Origin of the sequence: Gilliamella sp. M0320 (assembly GCF_016101635.1) — a bacterium.
Taxonomy (GTDB): Bacteria; Pseudomonadota; Gammaproteobacteria; order Enterobacterales; family Orbaceae; genus Gilliamella; species Gilliamella apis.
In genome coordinates this window covers 225019-245076 of sequence record NZ_JACFQD010000004.1, presented here as the reverse complement: position 1 = coordinate 245076, position 20058 = coordinate 225019, and the positions used below count along the sequence as shown (strand labels likewise).

The following is a 20058-nucleotide window of genomic DNA, read 5'->3' as shown; positions in this document are numbered from 1 at the left end:
AAGGGATTTTATTTTAGCAAAAAGTTTCTATTCTCTTTCTAAAGCATAAATTGGATCAAGTTTTGCAGCTCGTTTTGCCGGAACATAGCCAAAAATAATACCTATCATGGTTGAGCAACTAAACGCTGCGATAATCGAAATGATAGAAAAACTCATGGCAAATGAGGTCACTAAATAATTAAAAACAAAACCGATAATAAATGATAGAACGATACCTAAGGTACCACCAATTAAACACACTAACACAGCTTCAATTAGGAATTGTTGCAAAATATCACTAGAACGTGCCCCAACTGCCATACGGACACCAATTTCCCGAGTTCTTTCGGTTACAGATACCAGCATAATATTCATTACTCCAATACCACCAACAATCAAAGAAATTAATGCGATAGTTGAGATTAGCAAAGTTAATACCCAAGCAGAAGAATTAACGGTTTCTCTTACACTGTCTGAATTAAAGATAAAGAAATCTTTACTACCATGACGCTGCAACATAATTTTATTAATCGCTTGCTCGGCAACATTTAAATCTACATTATCATTTATTCGAACAGTAATACTTTTTAATGATGTTTGTCCAACCATACGATTAATTACCGTCGTGTAAGGTAACCATATATTAAGGCTTTCATTATTACCAAATCCTTGTTGTTGTTTGGTCGCAACCCCAATGATTCTAACTGGTAATTGGCCAACCATGAGAATTTTACCTATTGGATCTTGATCGCTAAATAATCTTTTAACGGTATTTTCATCAATTACCGCCTCTTGTGCAGAAGTGCTTACCGCTGTTTGATCGAAAGCAATACCTTTACTGATTGTATAGCCACGTACAGCAAAAAATTGCTCGCCGACACCATTAACTGTCCCAGTAACCGCTAAATTATCAATACGGAAATAGACGCTAGTAGAAAGATTTGGAGTGGTGCTATGAACAAAACTTTGTTGCGCTAGAAAATCAGCATCCGATGATCGTAGTGTGGTAATTTTATCGGCATTACGATCACCAAAACCACTACCGGCGTAAATTTCTAAAGTACTGGTACCTAATGAATTAATATTGGAAAGTATTTTCTGCTTCGTTCCTTCTCCTAAAGCAACCATAGATACGACAGAAGCAATACCAATGATAATACCCAACATAGTCAAGAAAGTTCGTAATCGTTGTGACAACATAGATAATATTGCCATTTTAAACGCATCGCGAAAACGGTAATATTTAGCTGAAAAATTATCTTGAGTTTTGGTTATTTCGATTTGCTTAACTTGTCGATTATTAGCTTGTTCAGAGCAATAATTAGGATTAATTGAATCGGAAATAATATTGCCATCACTAATTTCAATAATTCTTTCAGCACTTTGGGCAATATTGGGGTCATGAGTAACGATAATGACAGTGTGCCCTTGTTGATGTAACTCCCGTAAAATAGCCATGACTTCTAAACCACTTTTACGATCAAGTGCGCCAGTTGGTTCATCGGCTAATATAATTTGTCCGCCATTGATTAATGCCCGTCCAATACTTACTCGTTGTTGCTGGCCACCGGATAATTGATTGGGTTTATTATTTATTTTATCGGCAAGGCCTAAACGAGATAAAATGTTGGTGGCACGACTTTGCCGTTGTTCATTGGTCACACCAGCATAAATTGCCGGTATTTCTACATTACCTTGTGAGGTTAAGGCATTTAATAAATGATAACGTTGAAAGATAAAGCCAAAATGTTCACGGCGTAACTCAGCTAATTCATCCGGCGATAATTGACTCGTTGTTCGGCCACCAATTGAATAAATTCCCGCGGTTGGCTTATCAAGACAACCAAGAATATTCATTAAAGTCGATTTACCAGAACCAGAGGCACCTATAATGGCAACCATTTCGCCAGCATTAATAGTTAAGTTGATGCCTTTTAGAACTTGTATCGTAGAATCTCCAGCCGGAAATTCACGAATAATATTCTCAAGTTTTATTAATGGAGTATTATTGTTGGTCATCTTAGAATCTTATCCTTGGTCCTTTGTTATTTGGATTAAATGTTGTACCGTTTGCACTACTCACAACGACAACTTCTCCTTCTTTAAGACCTGATTTGATTTCTACATTAATATTATTATTAATCCCTAAATTAACTTCTCGCTCTTCGATACTATCTTGATTATTCAGAACATAAACAATCGCTTTATTTTTACCAGTATTTTTTTGGATAGCTTGCGATGGAATGGCAAGGACATCTTTTGCTTCTGCTAGCACAATATAAACTTGAGCAGTCATAGAAATACGTAAAATATGATCAGGATTATCGACATCTAATAAACCGTTATAATAAATTGCACTTTTGGTGGTCGATGACGTACTTGAATTTGCTGAGCTTTCAGTATTAATTGAGTCAGGGGCTGGTTCAATTGCCCGCAATGTTAGTCCATCAAAACGTTTGTTTGGTTGTCCCAATATAGTGAAATAAACCGGCATTCCTTTTTTAACACCGATAACATCAGCTTCTGAAATTTGTGCTTCAATAGTCATTTTGTCCAGTTGGGCAACTTTAACAATAGTAGGTGCGCTTTGTACTGAGTTTACGGTTTGCCCTTGATCAACTGGAATCGCAACAATAACACCATCAATCGGTGAACGTATTTTAGTGTAGCCTAAATTGACTTTTGCAGTATCAACTGCGACTTGAGCACTAACAATATCTGCATCAAGAGCGGCAATATCGGCTTTAATTGCATCAAGATCTGCTTTGGCAGAATCTAAGTCAGATTGGACGCCAACCCCTTTTTTAACCAACTTTAATTGACGTTCATAGGTTAATTGATAATTGACTAATTTTGCTTGCTTCGAGGTTCGTTGGGCTTCTAAGCTGTTAAGAGACGCTTCGGATTGTTTAAGATCATTGCTTTGCTTAAGATCATCAATCTCAGCAATCATATCTCCTTGTTTAACCTCATCGCCGAGCTCAACATACAATTTTTTAATTTGCCCAGAAACTTGTGCACCAACGCTAACTTGTTTGAAAGCACTTATAGTGCCATCAGCAAGTACCGTTTTCTCAATATTCGCTTTAGTGACCGTTGACGTTATATAATTAATGTTCGGTTCAGCAGGAAACAAAATTAATTTTGCTATGTATAGCAGAACAAAACCAATAACCGTAATAACGATGGATTTAAATGTTAAGAATTTTACCAATCTTTTCATCCTTTTATTTCTTTTGTTATTTTTTTGAGCATTGTAACGTATTAATTTAATTTGCAATGATAACTAAAGATAATAAATTGTAATTTTTATGAAAATTAATTGGTGTTAGCGCTAAATTCTATTTTTAAAAACCCCTTTCCTCAAAATTTTTTTGCAAAAATTTTGCTAATCATGCAATTGCAATATAGATCCATATTAGGAATTATTTGGTATTGCGTTATAATGGCGCCAATTTTTTTACTGGTTAAAGATATTATAGCAATGGCATTAAAAATAACCGAAAAGTGTATTAATTGTGATATGTGTGAACCCGAGTGCCCAAATGAGGCTATTTCAATGGGGTTTGATACTTATGAAATTGATCCAAATAAATGTACTGAATGTGTTGGTTATTATGATCATTCGACTTGCCAGAGAGTTTGTCCGATTCAAAATGCGATTATTGCTGATCCGGATTGTGTCGAAAGCCAAGAGCAATTATTAGAAAAATTCAAGCAACTAACCCATTCTTCTTAGTTAGTTGATTTTACCTCTATGCGTAATTCTTTTGGAATTTCAAAGGTGATATTTTCTGAAATTCCTTCGGTTTCAACCAATGATGTACAACCTAGACTTTTTAGATGATCGATAACTTGCTTGACCAAAATATCTGGCGCTGATGCTCCAGCTGTTACGCCGATAGTTCGAGCATTAACTAGCCACTCAAGATTAATATCGGATGCGAAATCAATCAAATAAGCATGTTTACTGTTTCGCCTTGCCAGTTCAGCTAATCGGTTTGAGTTTGACGAGTTTTTCGAACCAACCACTAAAACCACATCGGCTTGAGATGATAGCTGTTTTACTGCTTGCTGGCGATTGGTGGTGGCATAGCAGATATCGTTTTTACGAGGGCTGCGAATATTCGGAAAGCGATTTTTTAACGCTGCAATTATCTCAGCAGTATCATCAACGGATAACGTTGTTTGGGTTGTAAAACAGAGGTGCTGGTCGTTTTTTACTTGCAGGTTCTGCACATCTTCAATGGATTCGACTAAATAAATACCACCTTCAGGATTGCTATACTGCCCCATAGTACCATCGACCTCAATATGGCCAGCGTGACCAATAAGAATAACTTCTTCTCCTCGATAGCTTGCTCTAGCAACTTCCATATGAACTTTGGTAACTAAAGGACATGTTGCATCAAATATCCGTAGTTGACGACGTTTAGCTTCATCTCGAACCGCTTTAGATACGCCATGAGCGGAAAAAATGAGGATACTATCGTCAGGTACTTCATTGATTTCTTCAATAAATATTGCGCCTAACTCTTTAAGACGATTAACCACATAGCGATTATGAACAACCTCATGGCGCACATAAACCGGTGCGCCAAACAGTTCGATTGCTCGTTCAACGATGGTTATTGCTCGATCTACACCAGCACAAAAACCACGTGGATTAGCGAGGATAATCTGCATGTTAATCCATTTTTTTCGGTTTTACATAATTGCTTAGGATAAAGACTCCAATACCTAAACAAATGGCACAGTCAGCAATATTAAAAGTTGGGTAATGCCAATCACCAAAATTAACATCTAGGAAATCAACAACAAAACCATGATAGAGGCGATCGAATAGGTTGCCTAACGCACCTCCTAAAATTAATGCTAATGAGAAGTTTTCTAATTTTTGTTTATGCTTATTGCGATATAGCATATAAACAATTACTGCACTGACAATAAAGGCAATTGCTGCCAGTATCCAGCGTTGGCCTTCAAATATACTGAATGCGGCACCAATATTGCGGACATATGTTATTGAGAAGAAGGGAAGTAGATTTACTGATTCAAAAAGGAAAAAATTCTTTACAATCCAAAATTTACTTGCAATATCTATAACAAAAACCACTACCGCCAATAATAACCAGTAAAGTCCGTTATCTTTTTTCATATAGTCTATGCTCATTATTATAATACCGCCGACAATCGTCGGCGGTAAATGTACTTAGTTAATTGCTATAAGATTATTTTTATAGCTCTTTTCTATTCCTATCACTAACTGTTAGTGGTTAAGCAAAATGTCTTACTTCACCATTGCCATGAATATTTTCTTCACAGCGTTTACATAAGTGAGTGGTAGGATTGTTATCAACAGTATAATGCCAGCAGCGAGGGCATTTATCGCCTTGTGCTTTAGCAAGCTCAATTTTAAGACCTTGAATATCACTTTGTACTGCTTGTTGTGATGCACTGTCTAACGGTTTAACACTTGCTTGTGATGTCAATAATACAAAACGTAATTCGTTTTCTAATTTCGCAAGTGCCGTAGCAATTTCGCTATTGGCATAAAGTGTAACAGCAGCTTCAAGCGATCCACCAATAACTTTATCATTACGACCTTGCTCTAACACTTTGTTCACTTCACTACGAATAGTTAAAATTTGTGCCCAGTAAGCGCTATTTAGTGTTTCACTCTCAGACAGGCTAAATAGTGATGTGTACCATTCATCTTCAAACACAAATTCTGATTTTTCTGTTGCTGGTAGATATTGCCAAATTTCATCTGCAGTAAATGATAAAACAGGTGCAATCCAACGAACCATTGCTTGCGCAATATGATATAACGCCGTTTGACAGCTATGGCGCGCAATACTATCGCTTTTCGCCGTATATTGTCGATCTTTGATAATATCTAAATAGAATGACCCCATCTCAATTGAACAAAATTGCATAATACGTTGTACAACTTTGTGGAAATCATAGTTTTCATAAGCCTGAATGATCTGTTCTTGAGCCTCTTTTGCCACACTGACTGCCCAGCGATCAAGTACTACCATATCTTCTGGTTTAACCATATCTTTAGCTGGATCAAAACCATTTAAGTTAGCCAATAAGAAACGCGCAGTATTACGGATACGACGATAGCTATCAGCTGCTCGTTTGATGATTTCATCTGAATAGCTCATTTCACCTGAATAATCGGTTGAAGCAATCCATAATCGTAGAATATCGGCACCTAATTTATTCATTACCTCTTGTGGTGTAACGATATTACCTAGCGATTTAGACATTTTACGACCTTGTCCATCGACCACAAAGCCATGCGTTAATACTTGTTTATACGGTGCTTTGTTATCAATTGCAGTTGATAACATTAACGAAGACATAAACCAACCACGATGTTGATCCGAACCTTCTAAATACATATCCGCTTCATGTCCTTCAAACTCAGGACGTACGCCAACAACTGAGTAGAATGTTGAACCTGAATCAAACCATACATCTAGCGTGTCTGGTACTTTGCGATAATCATCGGCATCGGGACCTAATAGATCTTTAATATCGGCATCCCACCATGCTTGAATACCATTTTGCTCAACTAATTTAGCGACTTTTTCGACTAACTGTAGTGTGTCTGGATGTAACTCTTCAGTCTCTTTGTGTACAAATAACGTCATTGGTACGCCCCATGTACGTTGACGTGAAATACACCAATCCGGACGATTTGCCACCATGGTTTCAATTCGCGCTTGACCCCAATCAGGGATCCAACGAACTTGTTTAATCTCTTTTAGCGATTGAGTACGCAAACCTTGTTTATCCATGCTGATAAACCATTGTGGTGTTGCACGATAAATTACCGGTGTTTTATGTCGCCAACAGCACGGGTAACTATGTTCAATATTTTCAAAATGTAATAGTGCATTGTGTTCTTTTAATAGCTCAATGACTACTTTATTGGCTTTAAAAACGAATAAACCATCTAAACCAGCGCCTGTTCCTGGTAAATAACAACCATTACCTCCAACTGGGTTGGCGACTTCAAGGCCGTATTTTTGGCCAACGATAAAGTCTTCAGCACCGTGACCTGGAGCGGTATGAACAGCACCAGTACCCGCATCAACAGTAACGTGTTCACCAAGTACAATTGGCTCATCAAAATTGAGGAACGGATGTTTGAAACGTAATAATTCAAGCGCATCACCTTGGCAAGAACCTAAGATTTTCCAATCAGTGATATCAGCACGTTTCATAACTGATTCAACTAAATCAGCAGCTAAAATTAAGCACTCTTTATCATTGATTTGGACTAATTGATATTCTACCGTTGCATTAAGTGCAATTCCTCGGCTAGCAGGTAATGTCCATGGTGTGGTGGTCCAGATAACCGCATAAATAGTTAAGTCAGTACTAACTCCAAATTTATTTGCTACTGCTTGATTGTCAGTTGCTTTAAATTTGACATCAATTGCCGGTGATGATTTATCATAATATTCAACTTCGGCTTCCGCTAAGGCTGACATACAGTCGGTACACCAATAAACCGGTTTAGCCCCTTTGACTAAATGACCATTTTCGATCACTCTACCTAAAGCGCGAATAATATTCGCCTCAGTATCATAATTCATTGTACGATATGGATTTTGCCAATCGCCAAGTACCCCCATACGAATAAAATCAGCTTTTTGTAGTTCAACTTGTGAAGCCGCATAATCACGACAAATTTGGCGAAATTCAGCTGGTGTTACTTTTACGCCTGGTTTACCAACCTGCTCTTCAACTTTTTGTTCTATCGGTAATCCATGACAATCCCATCCTGGAATATACGGGGAGTCATAACCACTTAAACCTTTAGATTTGATGATAATATCTTTAATTATTTTATTAACGGCATGACCGATATGAAGTTTTCCGTTTGCATAAGGAGGGCCATCATGCAAAATAAAAGATTTTTTGCCTTTTTTTACTTGACGGATTTTGCGATAAAGTTCTTTATCATACCAATTTTGCAACATAGCTGGTTCACGTTTAGCAAGATCGCCTCGCATAGGGAATCCAGTTTCCGGTAAATTCAATGTGTTTTTATAGTCTGTCATGCTGATTTATTCCAGTTATTTTTGTTGATACTACTTTTTAATTGGTTAATTTTGCACTGATCTGTTTCGCAGTGCAAACATCTTGTGAAATTTGTTGTTTTAAATCTGCTAAAGAGTCAAATTTTTTCTCATCGCGTAATTTACAGACAAAGGTAACGTCTAAATATTGTCCATAAATATCACCTGAAAAGTCAAATATATTCACCTCTAAAATTGCTTTTTTACCTTCAATGGTTGGTCTAATACCGATATTGGCAATGCCATGATAATATTGATTGTTACAACAGTTTTTGACTTTGACAAAATAGACCCCTTGTAAAGCAGGTTTTTTTCGATTCAAATGAATATTGGCGGTTGGAAATCCTAATTGTCTTGCTAATGCATTACCATGCACCACTCTACCTTGAATGGCGTAATCACGACCTAAAAGGCAACGAGCTAATTCAAAATCACTATTAAACAGTGCTTCACGAACAGCTGTACTACTGATTCTTAAATTATTCCAAACAAAGGTTGGCATACTTTCAACCAAAAAATGGTTATTTTGAGTATATTGTTGTAACAGATTGATATCGCCTTTGCGGTCACGGCCAAATTGGAAATCATCACCAATAACAATATATTTAGCACTCAATTTGTTAATCAACCAATCTTGAATAAATGCATTAGCTGACATATTGGCAAAGGTTTGGGTAAAGGGAACCGCGATAATATAGTCGATACCGAGTTTTTCAATTAACTGCACTTTTTCTTTAAATGAAGTTAAGCGAGTTGGTGCCTGCTTACTGAAGAATTCTAATGGTTGTGGCTCGAATAACATGACCGCTGTGGGTAAGTTTAATTTTTTACCTTGTTCTATTAAATGATTTATTAATTGTTGGTGTCCTAAGTGCACACCATCAAAGTTGCCCAATGTAACTACACATTGAGTAAATTCATTATTTAAATTATCAATACCGCGGATTATCTTCATTAAAGCGTGTTAGTTAATTATTATGTTTTCACTAAAATAGCTGCCAATTATACCAATCTTTCTTGAAGATGCACGTAATAACAATTAGCCTTTTTATGGCGGTATCAGCAATATTGTGATTGATTAATAGTGTTTTAATGCTCTTAGAAACTCTTGTCGAGTACTTGGATTAGTTTTAAATCCTCCACCTAACGCAGTAGTGGTGGTTAAACTATTGGAATCTTTAATGCCTCGGGCTTTTACACAAAAGTGTGTTGCATCAATTGATACTGCAACATTGACCGTACCGAGTAGTGTTTGCAAGGCAACCAAAATTTGTTGGGTTAATCTTTCTTGTACTTGTGGCCGTTGTGAAAAAAACTGAACAATTCGGTTGATTTTTGATAGACCGATCACTTTATCTTTCGGGATATAAGAAACGGTCGCTTTACCATCGATGGTGACAAAATGGTGTTCACAAACACTGGTTAAAGTAATATCACGAACAGTGATCATTTCATCAACCTGCATTTTATTTTCAATCAGGGTGATTTTGGGAAAGTTATGGTAGTTAAGTCCGGAAAAGATCTCATCAACATACATTTTGGCAACTCGGTGTGGCGTTTCGCTAAGGCTATCATCATGCAAATCAAGTTCCATGAGTTTCATGATTTCTCGGAAGTGCGCTTCTATTTTAGCTTTCCGTTCGCTATTTTCCATAGCTAAACGACATGATGGGGTTTCAAGATTTTTAGCTGCTAATGCTTCTTTGACTTTTTGTGCAGCGGGACTTAATTCTGTCATTTATTTAGTACTCAGGCGAAAATAGATGTCACATTATATATTACTCATATTGTGATATACAGTAATTTTCATTAATTGGATTGAATAAAAGATTGTTATTATCTGAATTATTTTTACACTATATTATCGGAGTCAACAAGAATATTGTTGTTAATTAGGTTATACTTATGGTTATTAAATTGAATAACATTTGGGTAACTATTTATGCCAAATAATGCGCCAATTATTTTAATTGATGGATCTTCTTATCTTTATCGGGCTTTTTTTGCATGTCCGCCTTTAACCAATGCCAATGGTGAACCGACTGGGGCAATTTTTGGTGTTGTTAATATGATTCGTAGCTTGATGAATCAATATAATCCTACCCATGTTGCGGTAGTTTTTGATGCTAAAGGTGGATCGTTTCGTAATGAAATTTATAGTGAATATAAAGCAACACGTGACGAGATGCCGGAAGATTTACAGCCACAAGTTGAACCAATTCACACCATTTTAAAAGCGATGGGTTTACCATTACTTTGCATTGAAGGTGTTGAAGCTGATGATGTGATCGGGACTTTAGCCAGACAAGCAGAAAAAGAAAATCTTCAGGTACTCATTAGTACTGGCGATAAAGATATAGCGCAATTAGTGAGTGATAAAGTTACACTGATTAATACCATGAATAATACGGTGCTTGATCCGCAAGGAGTCATGGATAAATTTGGTGTGCCACCAAGAAAAATTATAGATTATTTAGCATTAAGAGGTGACAATTCCGATAATATACCTGGTGTAGTTGGGATTGGAGAAAAAACAGCACAAGCTTTATTAACGGCTTTTGATAGTGTACAAGATATTTATGACCATTTAGACGATATTGAAAATTTATCGATTCGCGGTGCTAAATCATTAAAGCAAAAATTAATAGACAATCAAAAGGATGCTGAGCTTTCTTATCTATTAGCTACCATTAAAACTGATGTAGCATTAGATTTTACCAATGAACAACTACTTGTTTCAGATATTGATGTAAATAAATTAGTCGAATTATTTGCTTATTATGGTTTTCATCGTTGGCAAAAAGAATTAATAGCGGGTAATTTTTTAAAACAACAAAAACTAACTGCTAATGATATTGAAAATATGTCATTATTTTCACAGGAAAACGATACCGTTAAAGATAAGATTGATACAGATTATCAATGTATATTAACCCATGAGCAATTAGATGATTGGATCAGTAAATTAGCTAACTGTAAGCAGTTTGCTTTTGATACAGAAACTGATAATGTTGATCATCTTCATGCTAAATTGGTTGGCATATCGCTAAGCGTTACACCTCATCAAGCTGCTTATATTCCAATTAATCACCAATATCTTGGTGTGCCGGAGCAATTACCGTTAGATGATGTATTATCTAAATTAAAACCAATATTAGAAAACCCTAAAATTAAAAAAATCGCCCAAAATGCCAAATTTGATTATAGTGTGTTAGCTAATTATGATATCCATGTGCAAGGTATTGCTTATGATACAATGTTGGAGTCATATGTCTTAAATAGTAATGAACGACACGATATGGATAGTATGGCAAATCGTTATTTGCATCTTAAAACTATTACTTATAATGAATTAACCAAGGTTGACAAAAAACAAGTCACTATCGATGTTATTGAAGTTGAAAAAACTACGCAATATGCCGCTGAAGATGCCGATGTTACTCTGCAACTTCATCAGAAACTATGGCCTGAACTGGAAAAAGACCAAAAGCTCAGCAAGTTATTTACCGATATTGAAATGCCATTGGCGATTGTGTTGGCCGATATGGAAAGGACAGGAGTGTTAATTGACACTAAACAGTTAAATGACTATTCCATTGAATTAAATAAAAAAATGCTAGAATTAGAGGCCGAATTACATTTCCTAGCAGGTGAAAAATTTAATCCTTCGTCACCAAAACAGATTCAAGCTATTTTATTTGATAAACACCAGTTACCTGTTTTAAAAAAGACACCAAAAGGTGATCCATCAACTAGTGAAGATGTGTTGAGTGAACTTGCTGAGCAGTATGTTTTACCGCGTAAAATTTTGTTTTATCGTAGCTTGGCAAAACTGAAAAATACCTATACTGATAAATTACCACTGATGGTAAGTCCAATAGACCATCGAATTCATACCAATTACAACCAAATAGGTACGGTAACAGGGCGGTTGTCATCAAATGATCCGAATTTGCAAAATATCCCAGTACGTAATGAAGAAGGGCGGCGAATTCGGCAAGCATTTATTGCACCAAATGGTTATAAGATTATTTCAGCCGATTATTCGCAAATAGAGTTGCGCATTATGGCGCATTTATCACAAGATCAAAGTCTGCTTAGCGCCTTTGCTAATGATAAAGATATTCATAGGGTCACTGCGAGTGAAGTATTAACTAAACCAGAGGCAGATATTACAGCCGAAGAGAGACGACGTGCAAAAGCAGTCAATTTCGGTTTGATTTATGGTATGAGTGCATTTGGATTATCGAAACAAATTAATCTTCCTCGTAAAGAAGCACAATCCTATATTGATCGTTATTTTGAACGTTATCCTGGCGTACAAACTTATATGGAAGAAACACGCCAATTGGCAATGCAACAAGGTTATGTGGAAACCCTATCCGGAAGACGATTATATTTACCAAAAATCATTTCTGGCAATGGTATTGAAAAACGCGGTGCTGAACGTGCGGCAATTAACGCTCCTATGCAAGGTACTGCTGCAGATATCATCAAAACCGCTATGATTAAAATGAGTGAGTGGATAAAAAACCAACCGACAGGTAATATCAGAATGGTGATGCAGGTACACGATGAGCTGGTGTTTGAGGTTAAAGAAGAGTTGGTGAGTGAATATAGTGCGTTTATTAAATCAATTATGGAGAATTGTTACCAACTTTCAGTACCGTTAAAAGTTGATGTTGGTATTGGTAATAATTGGGATGAAGCGCATTAATCTTTTTATTAAAATTAACTTATGCGTTATAGTTTGATTTTTATACTAAAATATATAGTTAATTATTCAATACTTTTATAAAATAGTTGTTAATTTTATGCTATTAGCGATGGCTTGCCGAAACCTTTTGGCATGTTAGAATAATCAATTAAATTGAATTTATTACAAAATGTTAGTACTTTTCTCATTTATGAGAAGAGTTTAAATAAAGAAGAGCGCGAGCAACGAATTGACGTTTGAGTGTTCTTTTTTGTTATTAATAGGATTATTTCATGAAAATTAAAACCCGTTTTGCACCGAGCCCAACCGGTTACTTACATGTGGGTGGTGCCCGTACAGCACTTTATTCTTGGCTATATACTCGCCATGCACAAGGCGCTTTCGTATTACGTATTGAAGATACCGATCTTGAGCGTTCAACGCCAGAAGCGATTGAAGCGATTATGGAAGGAATGAATTGGTTGAAATTATCATGGGATGAAGGCCCATATTTTCAAACTAAACGCTTTGATCGTTACAATCAAGTGATTGATGAAATGTTAGCTAATGGAACGGCTTATCGTTGTTATTGTTCAAAAGAGCGCCTAGAAAAATTGCGTGAAGAGCAAATGGCTAAAGGCGAAAAAGCGCGTTATGATGGTCATTGCCGCTGTGATGAAGTGCAAAAACAACATTCCCATAGCGAACCGCATGTTGTTCGTTTTGCTAATCCGGTTGATGGCGTTGTGATATTCAATGATTTAATTCGTGGACCGATCGAAATTGCCAATAAAGAGCTTGATGATCTCATAATTCGTCGTACTGATGGATCACCAACTTATAATTTTTGTGTCGTGGTAGACGATTCGGATATGGAAATTACTCATGTTATTCGTGGTGAAGATCATATTAATAATACCCCTCGACAAATTAATATACTTAAAGCGCTTGGTGCACCATTACCTGAATATGGTCACGTATCGATGATTTTAGGTGATGATGGGCAAAAATTATCTAAACGTCATGGTGCGGTAAGTGTTATGCAATATCGTGATGATGGTTATTTGCCTGAAGCTCTATTAAATTATCTAGTTAGGCTTGGTTGGTCTCATGGTGATCAAGAGATATTCTCGGTGCCTGAAATGGTAAGTTACTTTTCTTTAGATGCAGTCAGTAAGTCGGCCAGCGCATTTAATACTGAAAAATTACTTTGGTTAAATCATCATTATATTAATCATTTAGACGCTGATTATGTTGCACAGCATTTAGTTTGGCATATGAATCAGCAAGGTTATGATTTAGATCAAGGCCCAGATTTGATAACTATCGTCAAATTATTTGGCGAACGTTGTAAAACATTGAAAGAAATGGCTGAATCAAGTAGCTATTGCTATCAAGATTTTGCTGAGTTTGATGCTGATGCGGCTAAAAAGCATTTGCGCCCCGTTGCCAAAGAGCCATTAGAAGTGGTTAAGGCTAAAATTGCAGCGATTTCCGATTTCGATTGGCAAATTGATAAAATTCATCATGCTATTGAAGCAACCGCAACCGAACTTGAAGTTGGTATGGGAAAAGTCGGTATGCCACTTCGTGTTGCAGTAACGGGGATAGGTCAATCACCTTCTGTTGATGCAACGGTTTATGCTGTTGGGAAAAAACGTACATTAGCAAGAATTGACAAAGCATTAGCTTATATTGCTAACAGAGAGCAAACTCAAGCGTAATCTCATTTAATCGCCGGTAATAACTCGGCGATTCACTTTATCTTGTTGAGAGTTTATTATGGCTCGCTTAAAGAAACGTTATTGGATTCCGTTGTTTATACTGTTGATTATAATCATAGTAGGTTTATCTGGATGGCGTTATTGGTTAGCATTTAAGGATGAATATAATCTTTCGATAGACTGGCAAGGTATCAACATCAGCTGGGATGGTTTATCTTTTGCTGAACTAAATATTGCTCAGCCATCACAATTATCTGTAACGGCCAGCGATGTGAAAATATCATGGTCGCAGCTAAGCGCTAAAAATATCGATATCTATTGGCAAAAAGCCGATTTAACCAATACACAAGCAGTAGCGAAGGTTGCTGATGATCAATTACAACAACTTGATCAATCTACTTTTGAACCTTCATTGATCTCGACTATCATTGCCTGGTTACCAACAAATATTAACATTGAACATTTAACATTACACCAACAAGGTAGTGAGTTATTTAATCTGAAAGTTGCAGTAGTTAAAAATCAAAATACTTTGCAACTCAATTTAGCCAGTAACACTCAGGATATGGCAACGCTTGCTGCTGATATCTCATTTAATCAATTAAATTCATCAATTGAAATTGAAAATGGTGTTTTGACCACATCCTTATCGTATTTTGGTATTGAAAAAGGTAGTTTGACTTTACCATTCAGCGGTGTTTTAACCGATAAGCTATTTACTTTAAAGAGTACCGATAAAGCACAAGTTAATATTGAAAAAGCGAACTTCTCTGATGATTTAATTATTAAACCATTAATCGGAAAATTAACATTTGATGCAGTATTGCCTATTCCATTTAAAGCTAATCAAGTTAGCGTCAAATCAACATTAACAATTAATAAATTTGACGGCATATATAAAGCTAGCGAATTTAGATCCGCCTTGGGGGATATAAATCTTTTATTTAACAATAATCAATTTACTGTTACAACTTCAGCATTAACCATTCAACAAGTGAATATTGGTGTTATTTTTGAAAAAATAAAATTAGCTGGAAGTTATTCAGCATCTTTAGCTGCACCAAATAAAGGAATTGTAAAATGGCAATTAGCACAAGCAGCTATTTTTTCTGGCTCTGTTTATCTTGATAAAGGGCAATTGAATTTAGCAAAATTACCCCAAAAATTTACTTTAAGGTTAAAAAAGGTACAGTTAAAAGATATTTTTACAAAATATCCCGCCGAAGGCTTAGCTGGAGAAGGGGCGATAGATGGTGTTTTACCGATTACTTTATTGCCTTCTACTAAAAAAGGCACTGCTTTGACCGAAATTATTATCAAAAATGGTCAATTAGTAACGGTTAATGAGGGCTTTTTACGGTTTGAAAATTCAGCATTGCAAAATTATGCACAAGCCAATCCTAATATGAAAATTCTCACTGATATTATTAAAAATTTTCATTATACTAAATTATCAGGTACGGTTAATTATGCTAATGAGATTGCTAAGTTGGGATTAAATATCCAAGGCAGTAACCGAGATGTTGAGAATGGTAAAGCAGTAAATTTAAATATTAATCTTGAAGAAAATATTGCAAAATTGTTGATAAGTTTACAACTTTCCGATCAGATTAACGAACCCATACGAAAACGTATTGAAGCGTATTTGAAAAGGAAATCTTGATAGATAAGAGGCTATATTATGCTAAAAAATATGATTACTATTATCGTGTGTAGCGCAGTATTAATTGGCTGTACACCTACCGTCAAGGTACAAGCGCCAAATGAACCAATTAATATCAATTTAAATGTTAAGATTGATCATGAAATTAATATTAAAGTTGATAAAGCCTTAGATAACATTATCAATAAATCAGGTTTATACTAAATTAATATTATTATCGGTCGTTATTTACTAATAATGTCGTGAATCTAAAAAATTACTCTTGTGGAACATAAGATGATTTTTTAATAAATTTTACACATATTTAATACAATTTAATATGATGTATTTAATAAGGGGGTTATTATGAATATCTATAAAAAAGCAACGATAGCATTATTATCAATAATATTAGCTTTACCAGTTTTTGCTTTAAATTTAGATCAGGCAATTAATGAATTAAGTCAAGCCAAAGCTAATGGGTTGGTTGGTGAACAAGCTGATGGTTACCTAGGCGTGGTCAAAAATGAAGGTAATGCTAGCGAAATTGCTCAATTAATTAATCAGGCTCGTAAACAAGAGTATCAAAAAGTATCAGCTCAAAGTAATGTGCCATTAGTAGAAGTTCAAAATAGAGCAGGAACTAAAGCACAAGAAAAAACACCAGCTGGTCAATATATTAAACAACAAGGGCAATGGTTAAAAAAATAATAGTCAACTTTTACAATAATAGAAAAAGTATAATGATATTGTACTTTAATTGTTAACCAATAATGTGTATGCTGTTATTTTTATGCTTTGCTTGTAATAATATTTAAAATAAGTTTTATTTGTAAATAGTATCGCTTTGGCGATTTTAAATGGAGAAAATCAATGTGTTCGATTTTAGGTATTCTTGATATTAAATCAGATCCAGAACAACTACGAACAAAAGCATTAGAACTATCAAGTCTACAACGTCATCGTGGACCTGACTGGTCTGGTATTTTTGCTTCTGATAAAGCTATTTTAGCTCATGAACGTTTATCAATTGTAGATGTTAATACAGGATCTCAACCGCTTTATAATAAAGACAAAACCCTAGTTTTAGCGGTAAATGGCGAAATTTATAATCATCAAGAACTCCGAAATCAGTACAAAGATCGTTATGAATTTCAGACAGGATCTGACTGTGAAGTTATCCTAGCCTTATATCAAGAAAAAGGTATTAACTGTCTTGATGATTTACAAGGTATGTTTGCGTTTATTCTTTATGATATTAATAAAGGTACCTATTTTATTGGTCGTGATCATATCGGTATAATCCCAATGTATATGGGATATGATGAAAACGGCACATTTTATGTTGCCTCTGAGATGAAAGCTTTAGTTCCTGTTTGTAAAACCATTGAAGCATTTCCTCCTGGTTGTTATCTATCTAGCACTGAAGGTGAAATTAAAACCTACTACAAACGAGATTGGATGGAATATGATAATGTCAAAGATAATAAGACAGATATCAATGAACTTCGTATAGCATTAGAAGAGTCAGTAAAAAGTCATCTTATGTCTGATGTTCCTTATGGTGTTTTACTATCTGGTGGACTTGATTCTTCAGTTATCTCAGCGATTACTAAAAAGTTTTCTGCGCGTCGTGTAGAGGATCATGAAAAATCAGAAGCATGGTGGCCACAATTACACTCGTTTGCGGTTGGTTTAAAAGGTGCACCTGATCTTAAAGCTGCTCAAGCCGTTGCTGATCATTTAGGTACTGTTCACCACGAAATTAACTTCACCATCCAAGAAGGTATTGATGCAATTCGTGATGTAATTTATTACATTGAAACTTATGATGTAACAACGATTCGTGCCTCAACACCGATGTACTTAATGGCAAGAAAAATTAAAGCTATGGGTATTAAAATGGTTCTATCAGGTGAAGGTGCTGATGAAGTATTTGGTGGTTATCTCTATTTCCACAAAGCGCCAAATGCTAAAGAGTTCCATGAAGAAACCGTGCGTAAATTAGCGGCACTGCATATGTATGACTGTGCGCGAGCTAATAAAGCAATGGCTGCTTGGGGCGTTGAAGCTCGGGTACCATTCTTAGATAAAAAATTCTTAGATGTTGCTATGCGTATTAACCCACAAGATAAAATGTGTGGTAGTAACGGTAAGATGGAAAAACACATTGTTCGTGAAGCATTTGAATCTTATTTACCAGCATCAGTGGTTTGGCGCCAAAAAGAGCAATTTTCTGACGGTGTAGGTTACAGTTGGATCGATACCTTAAAAGAGATTGCTGAAAGCAAAATTACCGATCAACAGTTAGAAAACGCAAAATTCCGCTTCCCATACAATACGCCAACCTCAAAAGAAGCGTATATGTATCGTGAGATTTTTGACGAACTATTCCCAGTTGAAAGTGCGGCACATTGTGTACCGGGCGGTCCAACCGTTGCTTGTTCAACAGCGAAAGCGATTGAATGGGATGAGTCATTTAAAAATCTAAATGATCCATCAGGTCGTGCAGCAGTTGGTGTGCATAATGATGCTTATAAAAAATAGTATTAACTAATTAAATCTGAAAAAAGGGCATAATGCCCTTTTTTTATATCTAAATAATTTGTTAAAAATTTTCATATCTAGATTATATAATTATGAAAATGGTTAATATAATAAACAGATTATTTTCCAATTCTATTCTTTTTATTCATTCATTCAGTTTGCTATCTAATAATCATAGAAAATAATTTTTTATTAAATATGTGATCTAAATTCACTTTTTTAAAAAGTTTATAAACTATACTAAATGTTACCAGTCACATTGAGGCTGAATGGAAATAAAATAATATTTATATTCCTATAAATAACTTTATATAAGTATATAAATCATGAATTAGGAGCATTGAGTGAAAAATTATAAAATCGCTATAATCAACTCAAGTAGTTTTGGAAAATATTTTCCTAATCATTTAGAAAGATTAGAAAAAATAGGTGAAGTAAAACATTTTACTTTTGAAAATAATATTCCAGGGAAGGAATTAGCTGAAGCATTGCAAGATTTTAATATTGTTATTGCCAGTGTCCGTCCTTTTTTTAACAAAGAGTTTTTTGATAATAAAAAACAACCGCTACTATTACTTTCCCGTCATGGCATCGGATTTAATAATGTTGATGTTGTTGCTGCCAAAGAGCATGGCACAATAGTTACTATCGTCCCTCCTTTGGTTGAACGTGATGCTGTTGCTGAAAATGCAGTGACTAATTTACTTGCATTAATTAGACAAACAGTTCAATCACAAGAAGCGGTTAAGTCAAATGAATGGAAGAAAAGAGCCTCTTTTTTAGGTATCAATGTTACGGGTAAAGTAATTGGTATTATTGGCTGTGGCAACATTGGTAGTCGCGTAGCAGAAATTTTCAAACATGGATTTAATGCTCGCCTATTGGTGGTTGACCCAAAAGTTAATGTCGATTGGGCTAACAAAAATAATATTGAAATTGTTGAGTTAGATTATTTACTGCAAAATGCAGATATCATCTCGTTAAATGCCTCATTAAATGAAACTAGTTATCATATTTTAAAAGCGCCGCAATTTTCTTTGATGAAAAAAGGCGTTTATATAACTAACACTGCTCGAGCCGAATTAATTGATGAAACTGCACTTTTAAATGCGCTCGATAATGGCACTGTAGCTGGTCACGCAACAGATGTCATGTATGTTGAACCTTCATACAGTGATCATCCTTTAGTTAAACATCCTAAAGTTCTTGTTACGCCGCATACTTCTGCTTATGCAATTGAATGTCTGCAAGGTATGGGGGAAAAATGTGTACAAGATGTAGAAAATTTTGTTAATAACTTAGAACTACAATCGGTGGTTTCTTAATCATTTAACTTAAACTAACTAATTAATTATAAAAATAGTAAGG

At 35.4% G+C, this 20058-nt stretch carries 15 protein-coding genes; 8 read left to right on the top strand and 7 right to left on the bottom strand.

Annotated features, from left to right (window positions below; genetic code table 11):
- Window positions 1-27: 27 nt before the first annotated feature.
- Both H3T83_RS07160 and H3T83_RS07155 read right to left on the bottom strand, forming a co-directional pair.
- Window positions 28-1998 carry a MacB family efflux pump subunit gene (locus tag H3T83_RS07160; protein ID WP_198215423.1) on the bottom strand — a complete coding sequence of 657 codons (1971 nt, stop codon included), beginning with the start codon at window positions 1996-1998 and terminating at the stop codon, window positions 28-30.
- A 1-nt stretch (window position 1999) separates the two neighbouring features.
- Window positions 2000-3202: an efflux RND transporter periplasmic adaptor subunit gene (locus tag H3T83_RS07155; protein WP_370528014.1), complete on the bottom strand. Its 1203-nt coding sequence runs from the start codon at window positions 3200-3202 to the stop codon at window positions 2000-2002.
- A gap of 261 nt (window positions 3203-3463) precedes the next feature.
- Between H3T83_RS07155 and H3T83_RS07150 the strand changes: the two genes are divergently transcribed.
- A complete protein-coding gene (locus H3T83_RS07150) occupies window positions 3464-3718 on the top strand; it encodes a YfhL family 4Fe-4S dicluster ferredoxin (protein WP_065614797.1) in 255 nt (84 codons plus the stop codon).
- Here the strand turns inward: H3T83_RS07150 and ispH are convergent.
- The 5 genes from ispH to folE form a co-directional block, all read right to left on the bottom strand.
- On the bottom strand, window positions 3715-4665 hold the full coding sequence (gene ispH, locus H3T83_RS07145; RefSeq protein WP_065577947.1) for a 4-hydroxy-3-methylbut-2-enyl diphosphate reductase: 951 nt from the start codon (window positions 4663-4665) through the stop codon (window positions 3715-3717). The genes H3T83_RS07150 and ispH overlap by 4 nt on opposite strands.
- Window position 4666: 1 nt before the next feature.
- Window positions 4667-5137 carry a signal peptidase II gene (gene lspA / locus H3T83_RS07140; protein WP_086360956.1) on the bottom strand — a complete coding sequence of 157 codons (471 nt, stop codon included), beginning with the start codon at window positions 5135-5137 and terminating at the stop codon, window positions 4667-4669.
- 118 nt (window positions 5138-5255) lie between these two features.
- The gene (ileS, locus tag H3T83_RS07135; RefSeq protein ID WP_198215420.1) at window positions 5256-8063 is read right to left on the bottom strand and encodes an isoleucine--tRNA ligase; all 2808 of its coding nucleotides are present in this window, start codon (window positions 8061-8063) and stop codon (window positions 5256-5258) included.
- Window positions 8064-8100: 37 nt separating this feature from the next.
- Window positions 8101-9036, bottom strand: coding sequence for a bifunctional riboflavin kinase/FAD synthetase (gene ribF / locus H3T83_RS07130; RefSeq protein ID WP_198215418.1), 936 nt, complete (start codon window positions 9034-9036; stop codon window positions 8101-8103).
- A gap of 123 nt (window positions 9037-9159) precedes the next feature.
- A complete protein-coding gene (gene folE, locus H3T83_RS07125; protein ID WP_065614770.1) occupies window positions 9160-9819 on the bottom strand; it encodes a GTP cyclohydrolase I FolE in 660 nt (219 codons plus the stop codon).
- A 204-nt stretch (window positions 9820-10023) separates the two neighbouring features.
- On the opposite strand from folE, the gene polA reads away from it, so the two are divergent.
- The 7 genes from polA to H3T83_RS07090 all read left to right on the top strand — a co-directional run bounded on the left by polA (window position 10024) and on the right by H3T83_RS07090 (window position 20015).
- Window positions 10024-12798: a DNA polymerase I gene (gene polA / locus H3T83_RS07120; RefSeq protein WP_198215417.1), complete on the top strand. Its 2775-nt coding sequence runs from the start codon at window positions 10024-10026 to the stop codon at window positions 12796-12798.
- 272 nt (window positions 12799-13070) lie between these two features.
- A complete protein-coding gene (gltX, locus tag H3T83_RS07115; RefSeq protein WP_198215416.1) occupies window positions 13071-14501 on the top strand; it encodes a glutamate--tRNA ligase in 1431 nt (476 codons plus the stop codon).
- A gap of 58 nt (window positions 14502-14559) precedes the next feature.
- Window positions 14560-16164, top strand: coding sequence for a YdbH domain-containing protein (locus H3T83_RS07110; RefSeq protein ID WP_198215415.1), 1605 nt, complete (start codon window positions 14560-14562; stop codon window positions 16162-16164).
- A gap of 18 nt (window positions 16165-16182) precedes the next feature.
- The gene (locus tag H3T83_RS07105; RefSeq protein WP_173795303.1) at window positions 16183-16368 is read left to right on the top strand and encodes a YnbE family lipoprotein; all 186 of its coding nucleotides are present in this window, start codon (window positions 16183-16185) and stop codon (window positions 16366-16368) included.
- 141 nt (window positions 16369-16509) lie between these two features.
- A complete protein-coding gene (locus H3T83_RS07100; RefSeq protein WP_065577938.1) occupies window positions 16510-16854 on the top strand; it encodes a YdbL family protein in 345 nt (114 codons plus the stop codon).
- Between the two features lie 162 nt (window positions 16855-17016).
- The gene (gene asnB, locus H3T83_RS07095; RefSeq protein WP_198215414.1) at window positions 17017-18690 is read left to right on the top strand and encodes an asparagine synthase B; all 1674 of its coding nucleotides are present in this window, start codon (window positions 17017-17019) and stop codon (window positions 18688-18690) included.
- A 344-nt stretch (window positions 18691-19034) separates the two neighbouring features.
- Window positions 19035-20015: a D-isomer specific 2-hydroxyacid dehydrogenase family protein gene (locus tag H3T83_RS07090; RefSeq protein ID WP_065614765.1), complete on the top strand. Its 981-nt coding sequence runs from the start codon at window positions 19035-19037 to the stop codon at window positions 20013-20015.
- The last annotated feature ends 43 nt before the right edge of the window (window positions 20016-20058 follow it).